General features: G+C 70.1%; 21 protein-coding genes. 11 read left to right on the top strand and 10 right to left on the bottom strand.

All coding sequences use genetic code 11. From position 1 onward, the window contains the following. Positions 1–80 precede the first annotated feature (80 nt). A complete protein-coding gene (locus HZS55_RS08175) occupies positions 81–1,079 on the top strand; it encodes a type 2 periplasmic-binding domain-containing protein (protein WP_179911198.1) in 999 nt (332 codons plus the stop codon). Positions 1,080–1,137: 58 nt separating this feature from the next. Here the strand turns inward: HZS55_RS08175 and HZS55_RS08170 are convergent, their stop codons facing one another. The 5 genes from HZS55_RS08170 to HZS55_RS08150 form a co-directional block, all read right to left on the bottom strand. Continuing rightward, positions 1,138–2,247 (bottom strand): ABC transporter ATP-binding protein, encoded by a 1,110-nt coding sequence (locus tag HZS55_RS08170; RefSeq protein ID WP_179911197.1) that lies wholly within the window; start codon positions 2,245–2,247, stop codon positions 1,138–1,140. Between the two features lie 186 nt (positions 2,248–2,433). Continuing rightward, complete coding sequence (locus HZS55_RS08165; protein WP_179911196.1) at positions 2,434–4,203, bottom strand: ABC transporter permease; 1,770 nt, start codon at positions 4,201–4,203, stop codon at positions 2,434–2,436. 85 nt (positions 4,204–4,288) lie between these two features. Further along, positions 4,289–5,605, bottom strand: a complete 1,317-nt coding sequence (locus tag HZS55_RS08160) for a transporter (protein WP_179911195.1) — start codon at positions 5,603–5,605, stop codon at positions 4,289–4,291. Between the two features lie 133 nt (positions 5,606–5,738). Then, entirely contained in the window at positions 5,739–6,305 is a 567-nt protein-coding gene (locus tag HZS55_RS08155; protein ID WP_179911194.1) for a CoxG family protein, read from the bottom strand. A 25-nt stretch (positions 6,306–6,330) separates the two neighbouring features. Continuing rightward, positions 6,331–7,347, bottom strand: coding sequence for a hypothetical protein (locus HZS55_RS08150; protein ID WP_179911193.1), 1,017 nt, complete (start codon positions 7,345–7,347; stop codon positions 6,331–6,333). Positions 7,348–7,453: 106 nt separating this feature from the next. On the opposite strand from HZS55_RS08150, the gene HZS55_RS08145 reads away from it, so the two are divergent. Beyond that, positions 7,454–8,146 (top strand): hypothetical protein, encoded by a 693-nt coding sequence (locus HZS55_RS08145; RefSeq protein WP_179911192.1) that lies wholly within the window; start codon positions 7,454–7,456, stop codon positions 8,144–8,146. A gap of 90 nt (positions 8,147–8,236) precedes the next feature. Here HZS55_RS08145 and HZS55_RS08140 read toward each other — a convergent pair whose 3' ends face one another. Continuing rightward, the gene (locus tag HZS55_RS08140; RefSeq protein ID WP_179911191.1) at positions 8,237–8,545 is read right to left on the bottom strand and encodes an Hsp20/alpha crystallin family protein; all 309 of its coding nucleotides are present in this window, start codon (positions 8,543–8,545) and stop codon (positions 8,237–8,239) included. Positions 8,546–8,694: 149 nt separating this feature from the next. On the opposite strand from HZS55_RS08140, the gene HZS55_RS08135 reads away from it, so the two are divergent. The 4 genes from HZS55_RS08135 to HZS55_RS08120 all read left to right on the top strand — a co-directional run bounded on the left by HZS55_RS08135 (position 8,695) and on the right by HZS55_RS08120 (position 12,542). After that, positions 8,695–11,595 (top strand): PAS domain S-box protein, encoded by a 2,901-nt coding sequence (locus tag HZS55_RS08135; protein WP_179911190.1) that lies wholly within the window; start codon positions 8,695–8,697, stop codon positions 11,593–11,595. Between the two features lie 109 nt (positions 11,596–11,704). Then, entirely contained in the window at positions 11,705–12,064 is a 360-nt protein-coding gene (locus tag HZS55_RS08130) for a winged helix-turn-helix domain-containing protein (protein ID WP_179911189.1), read from the top strand. Between the two features lie 8 nt (positions 12,065–12,072). After that, complete coding sequence (locus tag HZS55_RS08125) at positions 12,073–12,276, top strand: hypothetical protein (RefSeq protein ID WP_179911188.1); 204 nt, start codon at positions 12,073–12,075, stop codon at positions 12,274–12,276. After that, positions 12,273–12,542: a hypothetical protein gene (locus HZS55_RS08120; RefSeq protein WP_179911187.1), complete on the top strand. Its 270-nt coding sequence runs from the start codon at positions 12,273–12,275 to the stop codon at positions 12,540–12,542. Before HZS55_RS08125 ends, HZS55_RS08120 begins: the two co-directional genes overlap by 4 nt. A gap of 72 nt (positions 12,543–12,614) precedes the next feature. Here the strand turns inward: HZS55_RS08120 and HZS55_RS08115 are convergent, their stop codons facing one another. Further along, positions 12,615–12,998, bottom strand: a complete 384-nt coding sequence (locus tag HZS55_RS08115) for a group I truncated hemoglobin (RefSeq protein ID WP_179911186.1) — start codon at positions 12,996–12,998, stop codon at positions 12,615–12,617. A gap of 427 nt (positions 12,999–13,425) precedes the next feature. Between HZS55_RS08115 and HZS55_RS08110 the strand changes: the two genes are divergently transcribed. From HZS55_RS08110 to HZS55_RS08095, 4 genes are all read left to right on the top strand, one after another. Beyond that, a complete protein-coding gene (locus tag HZS55_RS08110) occupies positions 13,426–14,763 on the top strand; it encodes a ribonuclease J (protein WP_179911185.1) in 1,338 nt (445 codons plus the stop codon). 354 nt (positions 14,764–15,117) lie between these two features. Further along, positions 15,118–15,702 (top strand): DUF7437 domain-containing protein, encoded by a 585-nt coding sequence (locus tag HZS55_RS08105; protein WP_179911184.1) that lies wholly within the window; start codon positions 15,118–15,120, stop codon positions 15,700–15,702. 12 nt (positions 15,703–15,714) lie between these two features. Then, positions 15,715–16,245: a hypothetical protein gene (locus HZS55_RS08100; protein ID WP_179911183.1), complete on the top strand. Its 531-nt coding sequence runs from the start codon at positions 15,715–15,717 to the stop codon at positions 16,243–16,245. A 504-nt stretch (positions 16,246–16,749) separates the two neighbouring features. Then, complete coding sequence (locus tag HZS55_RS08095) at positions 16,750–17,160, top strand: ArsR/SmtB family transcription factor (RefSeq protein ID WP_179911182.1); 411 nt, start codon at positions 16,750–16,752, stop codon at positions 17,158–17,160. A 160-nt stretch (positions 17,161–17,320) separates the two neighbouring features. Here HZS55_RS08095 and HZS55_RS08090 read toward each other — a convergent pair whose 3' ends face one another. From HZS55_RS08090 to HZS55_RS08080, 3 genes are all read right to left on the bottom strand, one after another. Beyond that, positions 17,321–17,536 (bottom strand): hypothetical protein, encoded by a 216-nt coding sequence (locus HZS55_RS08090; RefSeq protein ID WP_179911181.1) that lies wholly within the window; start codon positions 17,534–17,536, stop codon positions 17,321–17,323. A gap of 552 nt (positions 17,537–18,088) precedes the next feature. Continuing rightward, positions 18,089–18,463, bottom strand: coding sequence for an ArsR/SmtB family transcription factor (locus HZS55_RS08085; RefSeq protein ID WP_179911180.1), 375 nt, complete (start codon positions 18,461–18,463; stop codon positions 18,089–18,091). 203 nt (positions 18,464–18,666) lie between these two features. Then, positions 18,667–19,065, bottom strand: coding sequence for an ArsR/SmtB family transcription factor (locus HZS55_RS08080; RefSeq protein WP_179911179.1), 399 nt, complete (start codon positions 19,063–19,065; stop codon positions 18,667–18,669). Positions 19,066–19,296: 231 nt separating this feature from the next. Here HZS55_RS08080 and HZS55_RS08075 point away from each other — a divergent pair, with 231 nt between their 5' ends. Beyond that, positions 19,297–20,709: an FAD-dependent monooxygenase gene (locus tag HZS55_RS08075; RefSeq protein WP_179911178.1), complete on the top strand. Its 1,413-nt coding sequence runs from the start codon at positions 19,297–19,299 to the stop codon at positions 20,707–20,709. Position 20,710: the final 1 nt, after the last annotated feature.

Below are 20,710 nucleotides of genomic sequence, written 5' to 3'. Positions count from 1 at the left end.
GCCCCGTTAAGCGTTGCGTCGCGTCCCGCTGGATGGGCCGTTCGGCCGGGCTTACGGCCGCGACGCGCGACGGTTCGGGTATGGCACTGGACCTGTCGATCGCCTGCTGGACCCGCGACCTGACGCGGTCGCTGCTGACGGGTGCGGTCGAACCCGACGGCGTCGACGCGACCGTCGTGGCCGAGTACCCCCCGCGACGCCACCGCCGCTTCTTCGAGCGCGGCGACTTCGACGTGTGCGAGGTGTCGCTGGCGTCGTACCTCTCCTCGCACGAACGGCCCGAGGAGTATCCCTTCACCGCGATCCCGGTCTTCCCGTGCAAGAAGTTCCCCCAGTCGTTCTGCTACCGTCGGACCGACGCCGGGATCGACGACCCGTCGGACCTGGCCGGCGAGCGGGTCGGGATCCAGTCCTGGCAGACGACGCGGGACGTGTGGATGCGCGGCATCGCCCGCGAGCGCTACGGGCTCGACCTCTCGGAGGTGACCTGGTTCCGCCGCAAGGGCGACGACGTGCCGGTCGACATCCCCGACCGCTTCGACATCCGCACGGTGCCGGGCGAGCAGGGCGGCGAGGCGATGGTCGACCCCGACGACCTGCGGGCGATGTTCTTCGACGGCGAGCTGGTCGCCGCCATGGAGCCCGCCAACGCAATGTTCCACAGCGTCGTCGAGTCCGACGACGCCGCGCTCATGTTCGACGACCCCGTCGAGACCGAACGCGAGTACTACCGCGACACGGGGATCCACCCGATCATGCACACCGTCGCCGTCCGCGACGAACTGCTGGAGGCCCACCCGTGGCTCGCCGTCTCGCTGTTCGACGCCTTCCGCGAGGCCCGCGACGACGCCCTCGAAGCCAACCTGAGCCCCAGCACCCACACGACCAACACCTGGGGGCACCTCCACCTCGTCGAACAGGACCGGATCCTCGGCGAGGACGCCTGGGAGTACGGCCTGACCGACCGCACCGTCCCCGAGCTGGAGAAGTTCCAGACGTACGCCGAGAACCAGGGACTGATCCCCGACCGGTACGACCTCGACGAGCTGTTCGTCGACTGCTCGGTCGCGCGGACCTGAAACGGAGGGGCGGTGCTGTCGAACCCGGACGAGCGCGGTCGCGACCGGACGGCGCCGGTCAGGTCTCGGCCTCGTAGACCTGCAGGGCCTTGGGCTGGAACTGGAGGTTGATCCCGTCGCCGCGGTCGAACTGCCGGTAGCTGTCGGTGTGGACGACCAGCGTCGCGTCGGTGTCGTCGATCCGGACCGTCAGTTCGTACCGGTCGCCGATGATGCCCTCGGCGACGACCGTCCCCGACAGCTCGATGCGCCCGTCGACCTCGCCGGCGAACTGGCCGATCTGGACGTCGTCAGGCCGGAGGAAACACTCCACGTCGTCCGTCTCACCGCCGTTTTCGACGTAATCGACGTTGCCGAGCGGGAAGTCGACGAACGGGGTCCGGACGACCCGGTCGCCGTCGCCGCTCGGTTCGGTCGTCCCGGTGAAGCGGTTGCGGACGCCGACGAACTGCCGGGTGAACGGTGACTCGGGCCGCCGGTACAGCGCCTCGGGCTCGCCGCGCTCGACGACGTCCCCGTCGTTCATCACGAGCACCCGGTCGGCGAGGTAGAACGCCTCCTGCTGGTCGTGGGTCACGTACAGCACGCTGAGCCCGAGTTCGTGTTGCAGCCGCTGGAGCTCGTAGCGCATGTGCTTGCGAAGCTCCTTGTCGAGGTTGCTCAGCGGCTCGTCCAGCAGTAGCAGTCCGGGGTCGTGGACGATGGCCCGGGCGAGCGCCGTCCGCTGTTTCTGGCCGCCGCTGAGGTCGGTCGCCGGCGACTCCGCGAGCTCCGGGATCTCCATCAGTTCGAGCACCTCCGCGACTCGCTCGTCGTACTCCCCGCTCGGTACGTCCGTCGCGTGTTCGAGCGGGAAGACGACGTTCTCGTGGACGGTCTTGTGGGGCCAGATCGCGTAGTTCTGGTAGACCATCCCCAGGTCGCGTCGCTCCGGCGGCAGCGAGGTGTCGCCGTCGAAGACGGGCTCGCCGTCGATGGCGATCTCGCCGCCGTCGGGCGTCTCGACGCCGGCGACGCACCGGAGGACCGTCGTCTTGCCGCAGCCGCTCGGGCCGAGCAGGGCGACGATCTCGTCGGCGCCGACCGTCACGTCGACCCCCGAGAGGTGGAACTCGCTACCGAACCCCTTCTCCAGGTCCCGTACCGTCAGCCGCGTGTCACTGTCCATAGCTGTGGTGGTGTCCCCGACGGGCCGGTGGCCGGTCGTCCCGACCCGACGGCCCGCCGGTCGTCTCGGTTCGAGCTACCCCGCCCACGCATTAACCCCCTCCGCGGATTTCTACGCCGTGGGAACTGCGGGGGGGCCGTCCGAGCGAGGTCGCGGCCGATCCCCGCCCCGGGCGCGATCGGGACCTCAGTGCTGGCCGAGTTCGTAGAAGGTGATGCCGCAGACCCGCATCGCGAGCACGAAGACGACAGTCAGCCCGATGAAGACGGTCGAGATGGCGGCGACCAGCGACAGCGCCGGCTCGTACATGTAGAGCTGGAACAGCTCGACGGGGATCACCACCGTGTCCGAGGAGTAGGTCATCCACGGGATCGACAGCAGCTGGAACACGTGGACCGCCAGGAAGAACCAGAGGACGACCGCCGTGTTGCGGAACAGCGGGAGGAACACCTCGCGTAGCTGGCGGAGCCAGGAGGCGCCGGCGACCCGCGCGGCCTCCTCCAGCACCGAGTGGATCTGGACGACGTTCCCGACCGCGATACGCGAGGAGACCGGGAGGAAGACGATCACCGACCCGAGGGCGATGATAGCCAGCGTCCCGTAGAGGGTGACGCCCGGGAGCTTGCCGACCCAGAGGCTCAGGAAGATCAGCCCGGCGCCGGTGATGATCCCCGGCACCGCCAGCGGCGTGAGCGTCAGGAAGTCCACCGCGCCGCGAAAGCGCCCGTCGGTCCGCTCGGTGTAGTAGGCCGCCCCGACGACGAGGACCGTCCCCAGCGTCGCCGCGCCGACCGCGACCAGGACGCTGTTGACGAACGCCTCGCGCAACCCCGAGCTCGTGACCGCCGTGACGTAGTGTTCGACCGAGAGCCCCGAGAGCCGGACGTGGCCCGTCCACGTCGAGTGCAGCGACGTGAGCGCCAGCGCGAGGATCGGTAGGATCCACACGAGTGAGACGACGGCCCACAGCCCGCCGGCGAGCGGCCACCGCCACCGACCCAGGTCCCAGGTCCGGCGTCGACCGGTCCGACCGGTCAGCGTCATGAACTCCCGTTTCCGGCTCGTCACCCGTCGGTAGTAGTAGACGAGGACGCCCGTCGCGAGCAGCAGGCTACACGCCAGCGCGGCGGCCTCGCCGTAGGCCGGCGGGAACCGCGAGTTGATCGCCGACCCGATGGCGGTCGAGTACACGTCGAACCCGCGGCGCGAGCCGAGCACCGAGACGATGGCGAACTCCCCCATGCCGTAGAGGAAGACCGTGATCACCGCCGAGAGGAGCGCCGGCTTGACCAGCGGGAGCGTGACCGACCGCAGCGTCTGGGTGACGCTCGCTCCGTGGATCCGGCTCACCTCCTCGAACGACGCGTCCATGTCCTGCAGTGCCGGCACCGTCAGCAGATACGCCGTCGAGACGACGTTGACGCCCGCGACGAACGCGACCCCCCACGGGGTGAACAGACCGACCGAGAGCGACCCCAGGCCCAGCGCGTCGGCGACGGCGACCGAGACGAGCCCGTTCTGTGGCCCGTAGGCGGTGATGTACATGATCCCGAAGACGTACCCCGGGATCGCCTGGCCGGACAGCAGGACCAGCTCCAGCCCGCCCTTCGTCGGGAGGTTCGTCCGCACGAACAGCCAGGCCAGCGTCAGCCCGAGCGCGATACCGGTGACCGTCATCCCGACCGCGACGACGAGGGTGTTCGCCAGCAGCGTCGGCACGTCGAAAAATCCCTCGCGGTACACGTCGACGAAGTGCGCGAGCGTGAACGACCCGCCGATCTCGCCGGGATAGCCCGACCAGACGCTCGTCCACAGGAGAAAGACCAGCGGCACCAGCGTCAGGACGGCGACGCCCGCGACGATCGTCCCGAGGACGAGTCGCTTGGCCGAGAACCGGCGGTCTGCGAGCCCGCCGACACCCTCTAGCGCGGCGGCCACGTCGTCGCGGACGCTCATCGCTCGCCTCCGGGCGCGTTCGAGGGATCGGTGCTATCCATGCCTACCAGTGGGGGAGTCACAGCGCGCGTTCCGTTCGTCCCGACTACGGCTCGAACATGCCGGTGTCGACGGCTCTCTGGCCGAGCGTGGAGTACTCCGCGGACTCCCAGAACCCGATCGGGAACAGGTTCGCGTTCAGGCGCCGCTCCGTGTACGGGTCGATGTCGATATCCGAGAGGTCCAGATCGGTCCGGACTGGCACTTGGTCGGTCACGTCGGTCAGGATCCGCCGCTGGACCGACTTCTCCAGCATCGCGCTGACGAAGTAGCGGGCGACCCACGGGTGCGGCGCCTCCCGGTTGATGCTCAGGCCGCCCTCCGTGGCGTTGCGCTTGGCGGGGTCGGTGAAGATGCCCTCGACGGCCAGGTCCTCGTTCTTGACGAACGGGGCGGCCGCCCACGGCCAGTTGTACAGCATCATCGCGGCGTTGCCCTTCCCGACCTCGCGCATCCCGGCCGAGTGAGAGTTGACCCCGACCACCTCGAAGTGGTCCATCAGGCTCCGGATCCACTCCATCTCGCCCATGTCCGTCTGGGCGGCGTGGTAGCGGGTGATCCAGCCGATCATCCCGGAGCTGACGTAGCCGGAGAAGGCCACTTCGAGCCCCTCGTACTGGTCGTCGAACAGGTCGTTGTACGTCTCCGGGTAGTCCAGCCCCTGCTCGTCGAAGATCTCCGTGCTCACCGGGAGGACGACCCCGGCGCCGCCGTTGAACCCCGACACCAGGAACGGGAGCACGCGTTTGTCGGGTAGGGCGTCGCCGAACCAGAAGTTCTCGTCGATGCCCCACTCGAACCACTCCTTCGCGTAGGCGGTCCCCTCCTCGCGGCCCTTCTGTTTGATCCGGTCGCGGAGGTTCGACGCGACGCTGATCACGTCGGCCGCGTCCTCGCCGGCCTGGCGCTCCTGGAGGAGCCGCTGGGAGACGGCCGCGCCGTCGCTGGCGAAGACCGTCGCCTCGACGCTCGTCCCGAACTCGTCGTTGATCACGTCGACGAGGTCGTACCACTGCTGGGAGTCGCCCGTCCCCGCGTAGATCGTGACCTCGGCGCCGTCGCCGACGTAGTCGGCGAGTTGCTCGGTCGTCCACGGCGGCTCGGGCTCGCCGGCCGTCGATACGGTGGCGCCGGTCGACGACGCGGTCCCGCCGGGCGTCGAGCCGTCGCCGGCCGCCTCGCCGCCCGCGTCGGGCGTCGCGGTCGTCGGCGAGTCGGACCCCAGACACCCCACGAGCGACGCCGCCGAGACCGCCGCACCCGTCGCGAGAAACGCGCGCCGCGAGGGAACCCCGGTCCGACGCCGTCGGTCGTCGCGCTCGTCGCGTCCACGGTCGGCGTCGGCTGAATGCTGTCCGGTCATACACGTCGGGCTACCCCGCGTTCGGATAAACGGGTAGCGGAGATTGCTACTCGATGGGAAGACGGCGGTCGAGGGTGGGCCACTGCCGGTCGGTGGACCGGCCGACCGGAGCGATACCGCAGCGCGATCCGGGTCAGTCGTCGCCCTCGACGACCTCGGTGAGGGTCCCGAAGTAGGAGTCGATGTCCCGTTCGACGATCGGGCGCAACACGGACGGGTTGAGCGTGGCGGCACCCCCGGTGTAGGTCACCTCGGCGGTGTAGGCCAGCTTCGACCCGTATCGGTCGCCGTCCCGGATCTCCATGGCGGCGAGCACGTCGAACTCGCTGCCGGTCGTCGAGTCGAACGCGGTCGCGCTCGTGACGACGTGGTCCGGCGGGTCCATCTCGACGAACTCGGCCTCGCCGGACAGCGAGACGGTGAGGCGGCTCACCCCCCGCGTGATCTCGACCGAATAGCGCCGCTCGGACAGCCGCTCGATCGACTCGGCGCCGGGGACACACCGGGTGAGCGTCTCCGGGTCCGACAAGTGGTCCCACAGCGCCCCGGGCGCTGCGTCGACGTAGACGGCGTCGGCGAACTCCAGGCGCTCGACGCCGTCGTCGTCAGCCGGGCGTTCCGGGTCGGCGTCCGCTGGCGGCCGCTCCTCGGACTCCTCGCCGGTCGGTTCCTCGGGTCGCGTGTCGTCGGGATGGCTCATTGATGTGCGGGGGGTCGCGCGGTCGCTACACTTCGATGATCGTGAACTGGTTCGAGGCGATCCCCACGTCGTAGAAGTTCGCCTCTCCGTCGGTGACGACCACGTCGTAGCCGTAACTGCCGGGGTCGAGCGCCTCGGTCTCGAGCGTCCCGGTCCACTGGGCCGTCGTCTCCTCGCCGCTCTCCTGCCAGGACAGTTCGACGGGGTCGAAGGCGCCGTCGGTCGACTCCACCGTGACGGAGTCGAGGGCGTCGCCGCCGACGAGGTCGCCGCTAGACCCGTCGTAGATGCCGATCGAGAAGGTCACGTCCATCTCCGGGCTGAACTGCCGCTCGGGCGCGCAGCCGCCGACGAAGCCGCCCGCCGACTCGACGGGGGCGCCGTTCCAGAACGTCTCGGTCGTGACGACGTAGTTCGTCGGGTTCGAGTACTCGATGACCTCGATGGCGTCTTCGAGGATGCCCACGGCGCGGAAGTTCGCGTCGCCGTCGGTGACCTCCACCGTGTACGCGTAGGTGCCCGTCGAGATATCGTCGGGGAGCTGCCAGGAGCCGCTCCACTCCTCGGCAGGGTTCTCCTCGTCGTCGCCGGCCCAGCTCAGTTCGACCGACTCGCCACCGTCGACGTCGACGACGACGCTGTCGAGGTCCTCGTCGGTGAGCTGGTCGCCCGTCTCGGGGTCGTAGATGCCGACGTAGAACACCGCCAGCATGCCGGGGACGAACCGTCGGGTCGCCGAACACGCCGACGCGAACGCGGCGCCCTCGGGGACTTCACCAGTCCCGGTCTCGGCGGTCACGACGTAGTTCTCCGGCTCGGGTTCGGGCGTCGCCGTCGGCGTGTCGGTCGGCGTCTCCGTGTCCGTTGCGGCCGGCTCGGCGGTGTCGGTGTCGGCCCCGCCGCCGGGACAGCCGGCGAGCGCGACGGTGGCCCAACTGGCGGCGCCGCCCGCGAGCACGCGCCTTCGGGTCGCCCCGTCGTCGGGTTCGCCCGGACCGGCGGACGATTCCTCCTCGGTCGAGTAGCTGCTGTCGCGGCTCATTACACACGCAACTCCACGAGGTGTCGACAAAACCCTCGCCGTAGTTCTAACTCACTGGGAGAGACGCCCGCCGTTTTACCCGAAACTCCCCGAAGACCCTAGCGAGATGGCTGAAGACACCTCCGGAGCCGACCGCGACGGTCGCGCGGGCGAACAGGACGAACGGCCGGCGGGGAGCGACCGGTCCGACTCGGCGGACGACGGGCGAGTGACGAGACGGCGACTCATGGCGGCGGGCGCGGCGACCTGGGCAACGGCGAGTGTCTCCGGCTGTCAGTACATCACCGACCCCGGCACCGGCGACGACGACACCGACACCGACACGCCGACGGTCACGACCGAGACCACCACCACCGACGAGCCCGTCGGTCCGGACACCCCGACGGATCCCGGCGACGGGACCGACGACCCCGCGGCGACCCCCGACGAGGAGACCGAGACGCCCACCCCCACGCCGACCCCGACGCCGCCGCCGACGACCACCTCCTGTGCCAGCCTCGGCCGGTTCGCAGCCGGGATGGAGGTCGGCCTCCACGTCGCCCTCTACGACCCCGAGACGGGCGACCCGCTCGGCGACGACGCCGTCGACGCCGTGCGCGTCGAGTTCCCCGACGCCGAGTACGGGCCGCTGGAGCTGAACTGGCGGGGCGACCACGAGGCCTACTCGGCCGAGACCTGGGGGTCGAAGATCGCCACCGACGCCGACACCGAGCGGGGGACCTACCGCTACGAGGTCACCGTCGAGGCCGACGACGAGACCGTCGAGACGAAGGTCGCCGACCGGTTCACCGTCGTCTAGCTCGCCCGTCGGTCGCGGCCCGTTCTCGGAGTCAGACCCGCGGTCGCGGACCGCCCGCCGGACCGCCGCCGGAACCACCCGACCGCGCCCCTACGTCTCGATCTCGATCCGGCGACCGGGCGGGCTCTCGCTCCGGTCGACCGGGAGTTCGACGTCGAGGACCCCCTCCCGGTAGGTCGCGGTGATGCCGTCGTCGTCCACGGCCCGCGGGACGTTCACCTGGTGGTCGAAGACGCGCGAGCTCCCGGGGCCGCCGGTCCGCCGCGCCGAGACCGTCAGCCGGTGGTGGACCCACGTTACCTCGATGTCCTCGGGGTCGAACCCCGGCAGGTCGACGAAGACCCGGTAGGTCCCGTCGTCGCGGTACAGTTCGATGTCGTGGTCGGGGTGGTGTATCATCGGAGTCGCCCTACTCGCTGGTACCCCCCACCGGCGTACCTTCGTTTCGGTAGTTACAGCTCGCTGAGAACAGCGAACCGGCGACCGCTCGGGCACCGCCGAACCCGTGGAGTACGCTTTTGCGCGCTCGCGACGTAGTCCCCGCCAACGTGACGGGCAACGGGTCGCGGCCGGAGACGGACGGAACGAACCGGGACGGGTACGCGGTCGACGGCGCGGACGCGCGGGCGACGCTCGACGCCGTCGCGAGCGCGACCGCGGCCGGCGTCCTCGTCGTCGAGGACGAGCGGGTCTCGTTCGCCGACGCGAGCGTCGAGCGATACCTGGGGCGCGAACCGGCCGATCTGACGGGTGAATCCGTCGAGACGGTCCTCCCGGACCGCGCGGTCGCGGCGGTCGCGGCGGTCGCCGACGGCGGCGACGAACGGCGGGTCGCGTGGCGCGCGGCGGACGGGAGAACGTCCGCCGGGGCGGCCACCGGCGCGGCCGGCGCGGCCGGCGGCGGTGTCGTCGCCACGGTCAGCCCCGCCGACGGCCAGCGGGTCGTCGTGCGGCTCACGCGGGGCGAGCGGACGGACCTGGCCGCGCGGGACGACGACGCCGAGCGCGTCGCGCCCAACGAGGACACCGCCCGCGTCGCGCTCGACGCCGACGGTCGGATCGCGGGCTGGAGCGCGGGCGCCGAGGCGCTGACGGGCTGGTCGGCCGCCGAGGCCGTCGGCGCGGACCTGTCGCTGCTGTACCCCGACGACGCCGCGGCCGACCCCGGAGAGACGCTCGACGGCGCGCGGACCGACGGAGTGGTCGAGACCGAGGGGTGGCGGCTGCGCCGGGACGGGAGCGACTTCTGGGCCGGCGTCTCGGCCACCGCTCGGCGGGACGCCGAGGGAGGGATCGCGGGGTTCGACCTGCGGCTGCGCGACCGGACCGACCGCAAGCGGCTGGCCGACGAGCGCGAGCTGCTGGCGACGGTCAACCACGCGATCGCCGACGCCGACGGCTTCCGCGAGGGCGTCGAGACCACCCTCGAAGCGGTCTGTGCGCGCACGCGGTGGGCCTACGGCGAGGCGTGGGTGCCCGCCGCCGACGGCGACCGCCTCGAACACCTCGTCGGCCACGCCGCGTCGGAGCGGCTGGCCCCGTTCCTGCGGGCCAGCAGCGACGTGACCTTCGACGCCGACGAGGGGCTCCCGGGTCGCGTCTGGGCGAGCGAGTCCGCCGAGTGGATCCCCGACGCCTCGGCGGTCCCCGAGTCGACGTTCCACCGGACGGACACCGCCGAGTCGGTCGGCCTCCAGGCGGCGCTCGGGGTCCCGATCCGGACCGACGACGGCGTCGTGGCCGTGCTGACCTTCTTCCTCCGGGAACGGCGGGCCGCCGACGAGGAACTGGTCGAGGCGGTCACCGACGTGGCGGCCGATCTGGGCGCGCTGATGGCCCGCAAGCGCGCCGAGGAGGAGCTGCGGACCTTCCGGAAGGCCGTCGAGCAGGCGGGCCACTCGGTGTACGTCACCGACACCGACGGCACCATCGAGTACGTCAACCCCACCTTCGAGCGGGTCACCGGCTACGGCGCCGCGGAGGCCGTCGGGGCCGACCCCTCGATCCTCAACTCCGGCGAGCACGACGACGCCTTCTTCGCCGACCTCTGGGCGACGATCCGCGACGGGGAGGTGTGGACCGGCGAGGTGCGCAACCGGCGCAAGTCCGGCGAGCCCTACGTCGTCAACCAGACCATCGCCCCCATCGTCGACGGCTCGGGGACCATCGAGCGGTTCGTCGCCGTCAACGACGAGGTCACCGACCAGAAGCGCCGCGAGCGGGAACTGCGCAGCCAGCGCAACTCCCTGCGGCGGATCAAACAGATCATCGAGAGCCTGCGACCGATCAACCGCGAGCTCGCGCGCGCGGACACCCGCGAGGCCGTCGACCGCGGCGTCTGCGAGGGGCTGGCCGCCTCCGAGGCGTACCTCGCGGCGTGGATCGGCGACCACAACGCCGCGGCCGACGAGGTCGCGCCCCGCGAGTGGGCCGGCGTCGACGACGACTTCGTCGAGGGACTCGACCTCGGGATCGGCGACGAGAGTGGGGACGATCTCTACCGCCGCGCGGTCGCCGACGGCGAGGTGCAGGCCGTTCGAGACCTCACGACGGCGCCCAGCGGCGGGCCGCGCCGCGAGCGCGCGCTGGCCCACGGCTTCCAGTCCCAGGCGGTGGTCCCGGCCGTCTACGGGGACTCGGTCCTCGGGGTCGTCACCGTCTACTCGGCGCGGCCCGACGCCTTCGACGAGTACGAGCGGGGACTGTTGGCCGAGCTCGGCGAGCGGGTCGGCCACGCGATCAACGCCGCCGAGAACCGGCAGCTGCTCCACACCGACACGGTCGTCGAACTGGAGTTCGAGGTCGGCGCCCGCGACTCGCCGACCGCGAGCGTCGCGGGCGAGCTGGGCTGTCGGCTCTCGCTGGACGGCGTCGCGCCCGCCGCGGCGGGGTACGTCGCCTACGTCGCCGTCGACGGCGCTCGACCCGAAGCGGTCGCCGAGGCGCTCGGCGAGCGCAACGACGTGGCCGGGGCCCGGGTGGTCGAGGCCCACGGCGAGACGGGCGTCGTCGAGGTGACCGGCGGCGCCGACCCCGTGGCCGCGCTGGTCGAACACGGCGCGACCGTCCGCGCCTTCGAGACGACCGGCGAGGTCGCGACGGTCCGCTGCGAGACCGCGCCCCGCTCGGACGTGGAGACGCTCATCACCGCGGTCGAGGCCGCCGGCGAGGACACCGTCTTCGCCGCCAAGCGGACCCGCGACCGCGACGTGCGGACCGTCGAGCTGACCCGGACCGCCGTCGAGGAGCGGCTGACCGACCGCCAGCGCGAGGCGCTCGCGCTCGCCTACCACGCCGGCTTCTTCGCCTCCCCGCGCCACTCCACCGGCGAGGAGCTCGCGGACGTGCTCGGTATCGCCTCGCCCACGTTCTACCGACACGTCCGCGAGGGCACCAGAAAGGTCCTCGAACTCCTCGTCGACGCCGAGGACGCGCCCCGTCGGGCGTGACACGAGTCGGACGCTAGTTGACTAGCGCCCTCCGACTATCGTCGGTTTTCCGTCGCTAGTGAGCTAGGTCCGTCGGCTATGGCTCCCGGCGGTCAAGGCGTAAACACAGATGTCAGAGGGTAGAGAGCGAGCGTTTCTGGACGCGGTGGGTGACGAGGACTGCAAGACGATCCTCGACGCCGTCCGCGCGGAGGCCAAGACCATCCCGGAGCTGTCCGAGGAGTGTAACATCCCGCTGTCGACGGCCTATCGGAAGGTCAACCGGCTCCAGGAGGCCGACCTCGTCGCGGAGAAAAACCGGCTGCCGGAGGACTGCCGGCCGAAGAACGTCTACGAGCTGTGCTTCGACGGCGCCGTGGTGACGATGGGCGAGGAGGGGTTCGCCGTCGAGTTCGCCGGCGAGTCGTCCGAACCGACCGCCTACGATCGGATCGCCGACCGGCCGCGGTCGGCGGTCGGGAGCGACTGACCGAGGCGATGGCGCGGTTCAGCGTCGACTGCGAGACGTGTTCGTTCACCGCCGAAGCGCCCACGGTCGCGGCGGCGCTATCGACGGAACGCGCCCACAGGCGCGAACAGGGCGTCGAGCACCGAGTGACTATCGAGCGGCGTCCGCGCGAGCGAGAACGACCGCTCGCGAACGGCGACGCCGACGGACGACCAGCGAGCGACCGACCATGACCCGGACGCACGACCACCACCTCGCCACGACCGACCGCTGGTACTGCCTCGACTGCGACCGGCGCATCGGCCCGGACGACCGCTCCCGCCACGTCGCCGCGGACCACCGACTGCGGGGCATCCCTGCACCGGTCCGGCCGTCCTCGACGGCCATTCGACCGGTCGACGACGGCGAGACCGCTATCCAGCGGGCGGGATCCGCCGAAACCGCTATCCGCCCGGTCCGAGCGACGGAATCGCGTCTCGCCCGGCGACCCGACGACTGACTCGCCGCGCCCGCGGAACCGACGGCGGCGCCGACGGCGCGGCCGATCGCACTGCACCCGCGAGTGGGGCGCTCAGTCCCCGGCGTCGTCGGCCGGCGTCGCCAGGAGGTCGGCCTCGTAGGCCGCGATCGCCTGGACCACTCTGTCGGCGTCGTCGTCGGACACGTCGAACGCCGCGAGCGTCGCCTCCAGCACGTCGATCGCTCGGCGGATGTGCGCCTCGGTGAACGGAACGTGGAGGTGGGCCTCCCGGACCGGCGCCGCGTCGTAGGTCTGGGGTCCGCCGGCGGCCTCGCAGAGGAAGTCCGCCTGGGTCCGCCGCAGCATCTCGATATCCGCGTCCTCGAAGAACGGGCCGAGCTCGTCGTCGTCGAGCAGCCGGTCGTAGAACTCGTCGACGACCGCCTCGATCCCCTCGCGACCGCCGAGCCGGTCGTACAGCGTCGTTCCGGTCATGGGCGTACGGCCGCGGTCGAAGGTGTTGGGTCTACCGCTCGTTCCCACGCAGTGGCGATCGCCGCGTCGCCGGCCCCGCTCTTCGGAGCCGTCGTCCGCGCGGGCGGGGGCGCCGTGCCGGTCAGTGCGAACAGACGGGTTCTCCCGGTCCGCGGCGGGACCGACGTGGCCCGCCGAGCCGTGGCGACGCACCACCGCTGGTCTCCCGCGAGGGGGTGTTCGGGTCACCGATCGGCGGTCGTTCCGGGAACTATTTACGCCGCGGTCGCGGATGTCGACGTAACCGAGACGCGTTGTCCCCGGGAAGGCCGTCCACGACTCCGTCGCGCTCCATTCTGTGTCGCTGTCGACGGCGTCCGTTCGGCCTGCTCTCCTCCGTTGGCGGACTCTGAGATGGGTTCTGGGATCGCTCCGATCGGACCCCACTATGGAAATCGAAATCGCAACTATCGGCGGCTACGAGGAAGTCGGCCGCCAGATGACGGCCGTCCGTGCCGGAGACGACATCGTCGTCTTCGACATGGGCCTCAACCTCTCGAAGGTACTGATCCACGACGACATCCAGACCGAGCGGATGCACAGCCTCGATCTGATCGACATGGACGCCATCCCCGACGACCGCGTCATGTCCGACATCGACGGCACCGTCCGGGCCATCGTGCCGACCCACGGCCACCTCGACCACATCGGCGCCATCTCCAAGCTGGCCCACCGCTACGACGCGCCGATCGTCGCGACGCCCTTTACGCTCGAACTCGTCCGCGAGGAGATCGACGACGAGGGCAAGTTCCAGGTCGACAACGACCTCGTCGAGATGGACGCGGGCGAGACGATGTCGATCGGCGACGAGACCGACCTGGAGTTCGTCAACGTCACCCACTCGACTATCGACGCCATCAACCCGGTCCTGCACACGCCCGAGGGCGCCGTCGTCTACGGGCTGGACAAGCGCATGGACCACACCCCCGTGATCGGCGACCCCATCGACATGGACCGGTTCCGCGAGATCGGCCGCGAGGGCGTGCTGTGTTACATCGAGGACTGCACCAACGCCAACAAGAAGGGTCGCACGCCCAGCGAGGCCGTCGCCCGCAGCGAGCTGCGCGACCTCATGCAGAGCCTCGAGAACTACGAGGGCGGCATCGTCGCGACGACGTTCGCCAGCCACATCGCGCGGGTCGTGAGCCTCGTCGAGTTCGCCGAGGAGATCGGACGCCAGCCCGTCCTGCTCGGCCGGTCGATGGAGAAGTACTCCGGCACCGCCGAACGCATCGGCGCCGTCGAGTTCCCCGACGACCTGGGGATGTACGGCCACCGCCAGTCCGTCGACCGCACGTTCGAGCGGATCATGAACGAGGGCAAGGAGAACTTCCTGCCCGTCGTGACCGGCCACCAGGGCGAGCCCCGCGCGATGCTCACGCGGATGGGCCGCGGCGAGACGCCCTACGAACTGGAGAACGGCGACAAGGTCATCTTCTCGGCGGGGATCATCCCCGAGCCCACCAACGAGGGCCAGCGCTACCAGTCCGAGACGCTGCTGGGCATGCAGGGCGCGCGCATCTACGACGACGTCCACGTCTCGGGCCACCTCTCGCGGGAGGGCCACTACGAGATGCTCGACGCGCTCCAGCCCGAGCATCTCATCCCCGCGCATCAGGACATGGCCGGGTTCTCCGGGTACGTCGATCTGGCGACGAGCCAGGGCTACGAGCTCGACGAGGATCTGCACGTTACCTCGAACGGGAACACCATCCAACTGGTCTGAAGCGAGACTCGTTCGCGGCCAGGCGTCACACCGAGTACTCTCGACCCCGAAGCGAGACTCGTTCGCGGCCAGGCGTCACACCGAGTACTCTCGACCCCGAAGCGGTCACCGGCAGCTACTCGTAGGCGTCGGTCTCGTTTTCCCTGCCGTTCCACAGCCCGTCGCCGCCGTACCCGTCCGGGTCGTCACTTGCGGCCGCGTCGAGACGGTCGCCGAACCGGCCCGAACCGTCGCGTCGGTCCCCGGCTGGAACGCCCCAGACGAACTACGGGCCCCCGGGGCTCGACCCCGCGGCGGTTCACCGCTTCGCGCTCTCCCGAAGAATTATTACACAACACACGAATTATGAGTTGTATGTCGAGAGCCGCCGGCGATCCCGAACGAGCTATCAACGGCCTCCTGTCTGTCGCCCGGCTCTTGGAAGAGCCGCGGCTGGCACGCCTGTACACGTACATCCTTCGGGAAGGCGAAACCACCATCGACGATATCGTTGACGCATTGGGGCTGCCGCGGACGACCGCGTACTCGGACACGAGCACGCTCGTCGAGCTTGGGGTACTGACACGGGACGAAGCACAGAAGACGCACACGTATTCGGCGGTTCCGATCACTCTCACTGCCAACCTCGACGGCGACGAATCCACGGTCACCCCGACTCTCATCGAAGCGTTCGGACGCTCACCTCGAGATCAGGATCTTGATATCCTGCTGGAAAAGCACGGCCTCGGAAAACTCGCGACCGCACTCACCTACGCGATCCCGTACGTCGAAGGCGAGATGTCGGAGCGGGTGGCGGCCCGGGAACTCGATCTCCAACCCGCCTTCGCTATCGCAGTCTTGCAAGCCCTTCGAGAGGTCGTCCTCGATATGAAGGCGGTCGATCCGTACTTCGAGGACATCCGGTGTGCCCGCGAGCAACCGCCCGAGACGGGAAACTGACAGGTCGCGGAGATGAGTGAGCCGTTCGATCCGATGCAGGAGGGCGTCGTCTGGGCCGCGGATACGGGACTGTTCGTCGCCTGTGGCCGCCAGCAGAACAACAAGTACACAGCGCTGGGCCGGTTTGCCCAGCGGAACGCCATCTCGTTCGTGATTCCCCAGCGTGTGTACCACGAACTCGGGGGCGCTCCGGAAGGAAGTACGCCTGGCCAGACCCCGATCAACAGCGCGATCGAGACGGGCTGGGTCACGGTCGCCGACGAACCGGACTACACAAACGGTACCGTATCGCAGGTGATGGACGACGTGCGGACGTTCATCGCACAGTCGTCGAACCGACGCGAAGACCAGATCGAGAAGGCGGATACCGCGCTCGGGGCTGTTGTAGCGGAACATCTCGACGTGGGGAACGGAAAGTTTGCGTGCGTCGTGACGACCGATATCGACGCTGGCGAGGGGATCGTCTCTGCTCTCTCGAGAAGCGGATTCGACGACTGCGTGCGGTTCAAAAATGGATTCGAGCTGATCGAGGAGATCACCTGAGCCGGAATCCGACACACAGAGACCACTGCGACACCCGATAACTGCCGTCTCTAACCGCCAGGTCAGACCCCCGGTGGGGGATCCGACGCCACCGTGCCGGCGAACCTGTTCCAACAGGTTCGCTGCAGCCGGTTTCAATCCGAATCGGCTCACGTGGAACGATCGGGGACCGCTGTCGGGGTGCCTTTGCCCTCTTCGACTCGTAGCCGCAGCTTTCGCCATCGACGATCTCCTTTCGAAGATCGACAGGCAGTCGAGATTCGAGCGCGGATTCGACCGGCCGGTGTTCCGAAAGAGTGACGGCCGCTGTGCAAGAGTTTAAACCACATCGGGCGGCCAAGCTCTCGTAGATGTCGAACGAGCGACTCGAACTCGCCGACCGGGGGGACGGCGGTGGCGGAGCGGTCGCGTCGCCCGCCGGATCAATCTATCTAGCCCAGGACCGACGCGGTGTCGACTGACGTAGTGAGACCACTTCTGAGGGTGCAGCCGCTTGTGAGTGGTATGAGCGCCCTACTACCGCGAGAGCCGCGAATCGAACGCCCGGACGGCGAGCCCGAGGTCGTCGGGCTCGACGACATCGAGTCCGATGCTGTCTTCTCCGTTCTCTCGGCGGAGCTCGCCCGGTCGATCCTCTCGGAACTGTACCGTGAGCCGGCGACGCAGTCGGAGCTGGCCGACCGGGTCGACACCTCGATCCAGAACGCCGACTACCACCTCGACAATCTCGTCGACGCCGGCCTCGCAACCGTCGTCGACCAGTGGTACTCCGAGAAAGGGACGGAGATGGACGTGTACGCGCCCGACGGGGACCCGCTGGTGTTGGTGGCCGGTGGCGAGGGGCTGCTCGACGACGCTCGTCGGGCGGTCGCGGACGCCGACGAGGTCGAGACGACCGGTGACCGGCGGGGGTGACCCGTCGGGACATCCGCTCGACGCTGTGGCGGGCGGAGGGCCCACCGCTGGAATCACCACGTTCCCCGTCGGTCGGGGATCGACAGCACTCCCGTGAGAGCTGAGGGGTCCCCCGCCAGCGTCGGGGTTCGATTCCGCCGAGCGCCCGCGGAATGCGCGCTCAGTTGTGGGCTCCGAGATCGACGACCGTCGCCGCGTCGACGGTGATCCACGCGACGGTCGGCCCGTCACTATCGCGGCGAGCGGCGAACGTGACCGTGCCCGCGTCGTCGTCCGGGATCGTCTCGATCCGGACCGTCTCGTCGGACGCGTCGGGCCGACGCGGCTGGTCGTCTATCCACGAGGGGGTGCCGTCGCGGTCGCCACCATCGCTCATACGGACAGTCCGCGTGCCGTGAAGATAAAAGTGATATCAGGGTTTCAGACTCGGAACCTCGGACCGGGATCCGGCGCCGATTCGAAGGCGGCGGACAGAGTCGGAACGGAGGGGACTTCGACGGGTCGCGAAACGGGGTCGAATCGACGGCGACGGCGGAGTCGGGGGCACGGAGACGAGGGCCGAAGCGAGTGGGGACTGGGGGCCGGGCGGCGGTCGGACACGACCCGACCGAGCGGTGAAGGGCGGCGATCAGGGTGGTGGGTTCGGGAAGTGGGTTGGTTCGGGAAGTGGGCGGGTTCGGGGAGTGGTAGGGTGGGATGGGGTGGTTTCCCTGTCACGAGGAGTGTGACAGCGGCCGGATACTGGCTCCCGCCTCCGGTCGGGCGGGCGATCGGTAGTAGTGACCGGGGGATAATCAACCGAACAGGAGTGTTTCAGCCGCTGAAACACGTGGGCCCGAACAGGAGATCCGGAGCGAGGCCGTCTCCGGCCGGTGGAGTCGGACTCGCAGGTGACGGCGGCCGACTCCGACAGGAACCGCCGGACGAGTCAGCGCGAGAGGTCACGCCCCGGCTCGCTCGGGTCGACGGTGACGTCGAAGCCGGCGTCGCCGAGTTCGAACTCGACGAGGTCCGCGGCCGCCTCGAACCGCCGACGGTGGTAGCCGTCGGTGTCGTGCTCCATCTCGGCGGTGACCAGTCCCGCCCGCTGGAGCCGGTCGAGCTTGCGGTAGACGGTCGGCCGCGACGCGTCGCACAGCTCGCTCAGCCGCCGAGCCGACCTCGGCTCGGCCCGGACGGCTCGGAGGATCGTCCGCGCGTGGTCGTCGGCGAGCACCTCGATAACCGCCTCGGGCGTGGCCGTCGACTCGTCCGCCCCGGTCGAGACGCGGCCTGTCGATCGCGAATCAGTGGATAGTACCATGGGAACGCTCTATCGACACTGCTGGGCCCACTCCCCCGAACCTACTGGCTACAGTCGTCGCCACTCCCAGGTGGACGGGCTAGCTGTATTGACTCTCGGTCCGTGACACCGGCCGAAATGTCGTCTCAAGAGTGGGTTCCAGCGCGAAGCGGCGCCGCTCGCACACGCGGAAGCCATCGAGAGAGAGTCGGGAGGTGAGCCGGTCACTCGGTGGGCGCGGGACGAGTCCGTCCGTTCGACGACCGCTCGGAACCGCTGGTAGTGACCGTCACCGAGAGTCCGTCCTCGGTGACGGCGACGGTCAGCGACTCGAACGCCGCCTCGAACACCGTCCGATGGTGGCCGTCCGCGTCGTACGCGAGGTCGGTGTCGACGAGCCCGGCCTCCTGCAGCGCGTTCAGCCGGCGGTAGACGGTCGGCCGGGACGCCCCGCACGCGTCCGCGATGGCCCGTGCGGGTTTCGGGTCCGCCCGGATCGCTTCGAGGATCGGGCGCGTGTACTCGGCGTCGAGCAACTCCAGGAGTTCGTCGGCCAGGGGGTCGCCGGGCGCGTCCTCCGTCGTCTCGACGGGCCCCGACCGCGCGGATTCGGTGAGTGGCATCGCTCAGTCTCGTCCGTAGCGTCGGCCCCGACGCCCCTCGGCGTACTGGAAACTCACGTTGTCACCGGGGCCGGCTCGGGGCTACACACGTTGTGACGACAACGGCTCACACGATCACCGACCACGGACGCCCCGACGCGCTCGCGCTCGGTGGCGCGCACGACCGCCGCTGTTTCTCGGCCTGAAACACGGCTCGTCCGCTTAGGTACGGCGACCGCGAAGGGCCGTCGAATGTCCGATTGCCGACTGTCGTCTCCGAGGGGTCGCCGCGCGGCGGGGCGGTGGGGACTGACCGGCCGGTTGCTCGGTCGCGCCGTCACCGGTACCAGCGACGAGCCCGATCGCGGGGCGGACGCGAACCCGAAGGATGACGCCGACTCGGTCGACGAGGCCGCTGACCGGACGAGTGGCTCGAGCGACCGGGCGAATGAAGCCGACCGCGCCCTCGGGGCGCGAATCAGCGTCCCTCCGGACGACGCGATCGGGGGCCGCCCGGAGCGGCAAGTGCTCGTCGTCGGTGAGACGGCTGTCGGGCTCACGCTGGCCCTGTTGCTCCGGCGCGCCGGGTACGACCCGCTGGTCGCGTCGAGCGACGCCGAGCCGTCCCGGTCGGGCGTGACGTACCTGCCACCGGCGACGCTCGCGGTACTCGCCGCGGTCGACGCCGCCGCGGCCGTCCGGGAGCGCGGCGTCGCCGTCGATGGCGTCTCCGTTCGACAGAACGACACGGAAGCGGCCACCGATGCGGCGGTTCCCGGGGGACTGGACGGGGTCGAAACGCCCCCAGTACTCGTCCGAACGCGGGCGCTCCGCCGCGCCCTCGACGCGCGCCGTCCCGCCCGCCAGCGGGACGACGGGACTCGCGTCGCGGCGCTGTCCCCTCGCGACGACGGCGTCGCAGTCGAGTTCGACGACGGCGTCGTGGAGTGGTTCGACGCGGTCGTCGACGCTCGCGGGGTCGACGCCGCTGGCCACCTGCCGGACCGCCCGCGCCCGGACCGAGCGGCGCTCGTCCAGTACGAGACGCCGGCCCCTCTCCCCGCAGACACTCCCGGAGAGAACTGGACGCTAGACCGGTGGGACTCCGGAACCGTCGTGCAACGACTCCCCCGTCCGGATGGGGGCGGTGGAATGGTCCGGGTCACTGCACCGGACCCGGAGCGCGAGGACGAGTCCATCGCGGGACGCCGCGAGGCCCCCCTCCCGGACGCCACTGGGCTGGCGACGGCCCTCGACGGGGTCGAACCGACGACCGTCCGGCAGGCCCGACTCCCCGAGCGGTCCCCCGACCCGAGGTGGTGGGGGAGCGACCGGGTCGCCGCCTGCGGAGCAGCCGCCTGGCCGGTCGCGCCGGCGACTGGGTTCCGGATCCCGCTCGGGGTCGAGGACGCCCTCGCGTTCGTCAGAGCGGTCGCGCGGGCCGACCGACCGGCGTCGGCGGTCGTCGACGCCTACGCGACGAGTCGCGCTCGCCGGCTCGCGACCCTCTCCCGGACGGCCGCGGCCGTGGAATCCGACCACGGCTATCCCGTTCCCGACGCCGCGGAGTCGCCGCTGGCGACGGCCGCGCTGCTCCGGACGGTCGCGCTCGGCTTCGCGCTCAGTGACTCCCTCTCGGCGCTCCAGCGAGACGGCGTTCGCTGAC

It is taken from the genome of Halosimplex rubrum, assembly GCF_013415885.1.
In the GTDB taxonomy this organism is placed as follows: domain Archaea; phylum Halobacteriota; class Halobacteria; order Halobacteriales; family Haloarculaceae; genus Halosimplex; species Halosimplex rubrum.
This window is presented reverse-complemented; position numbering and strand designations above follow the sequence as displayed.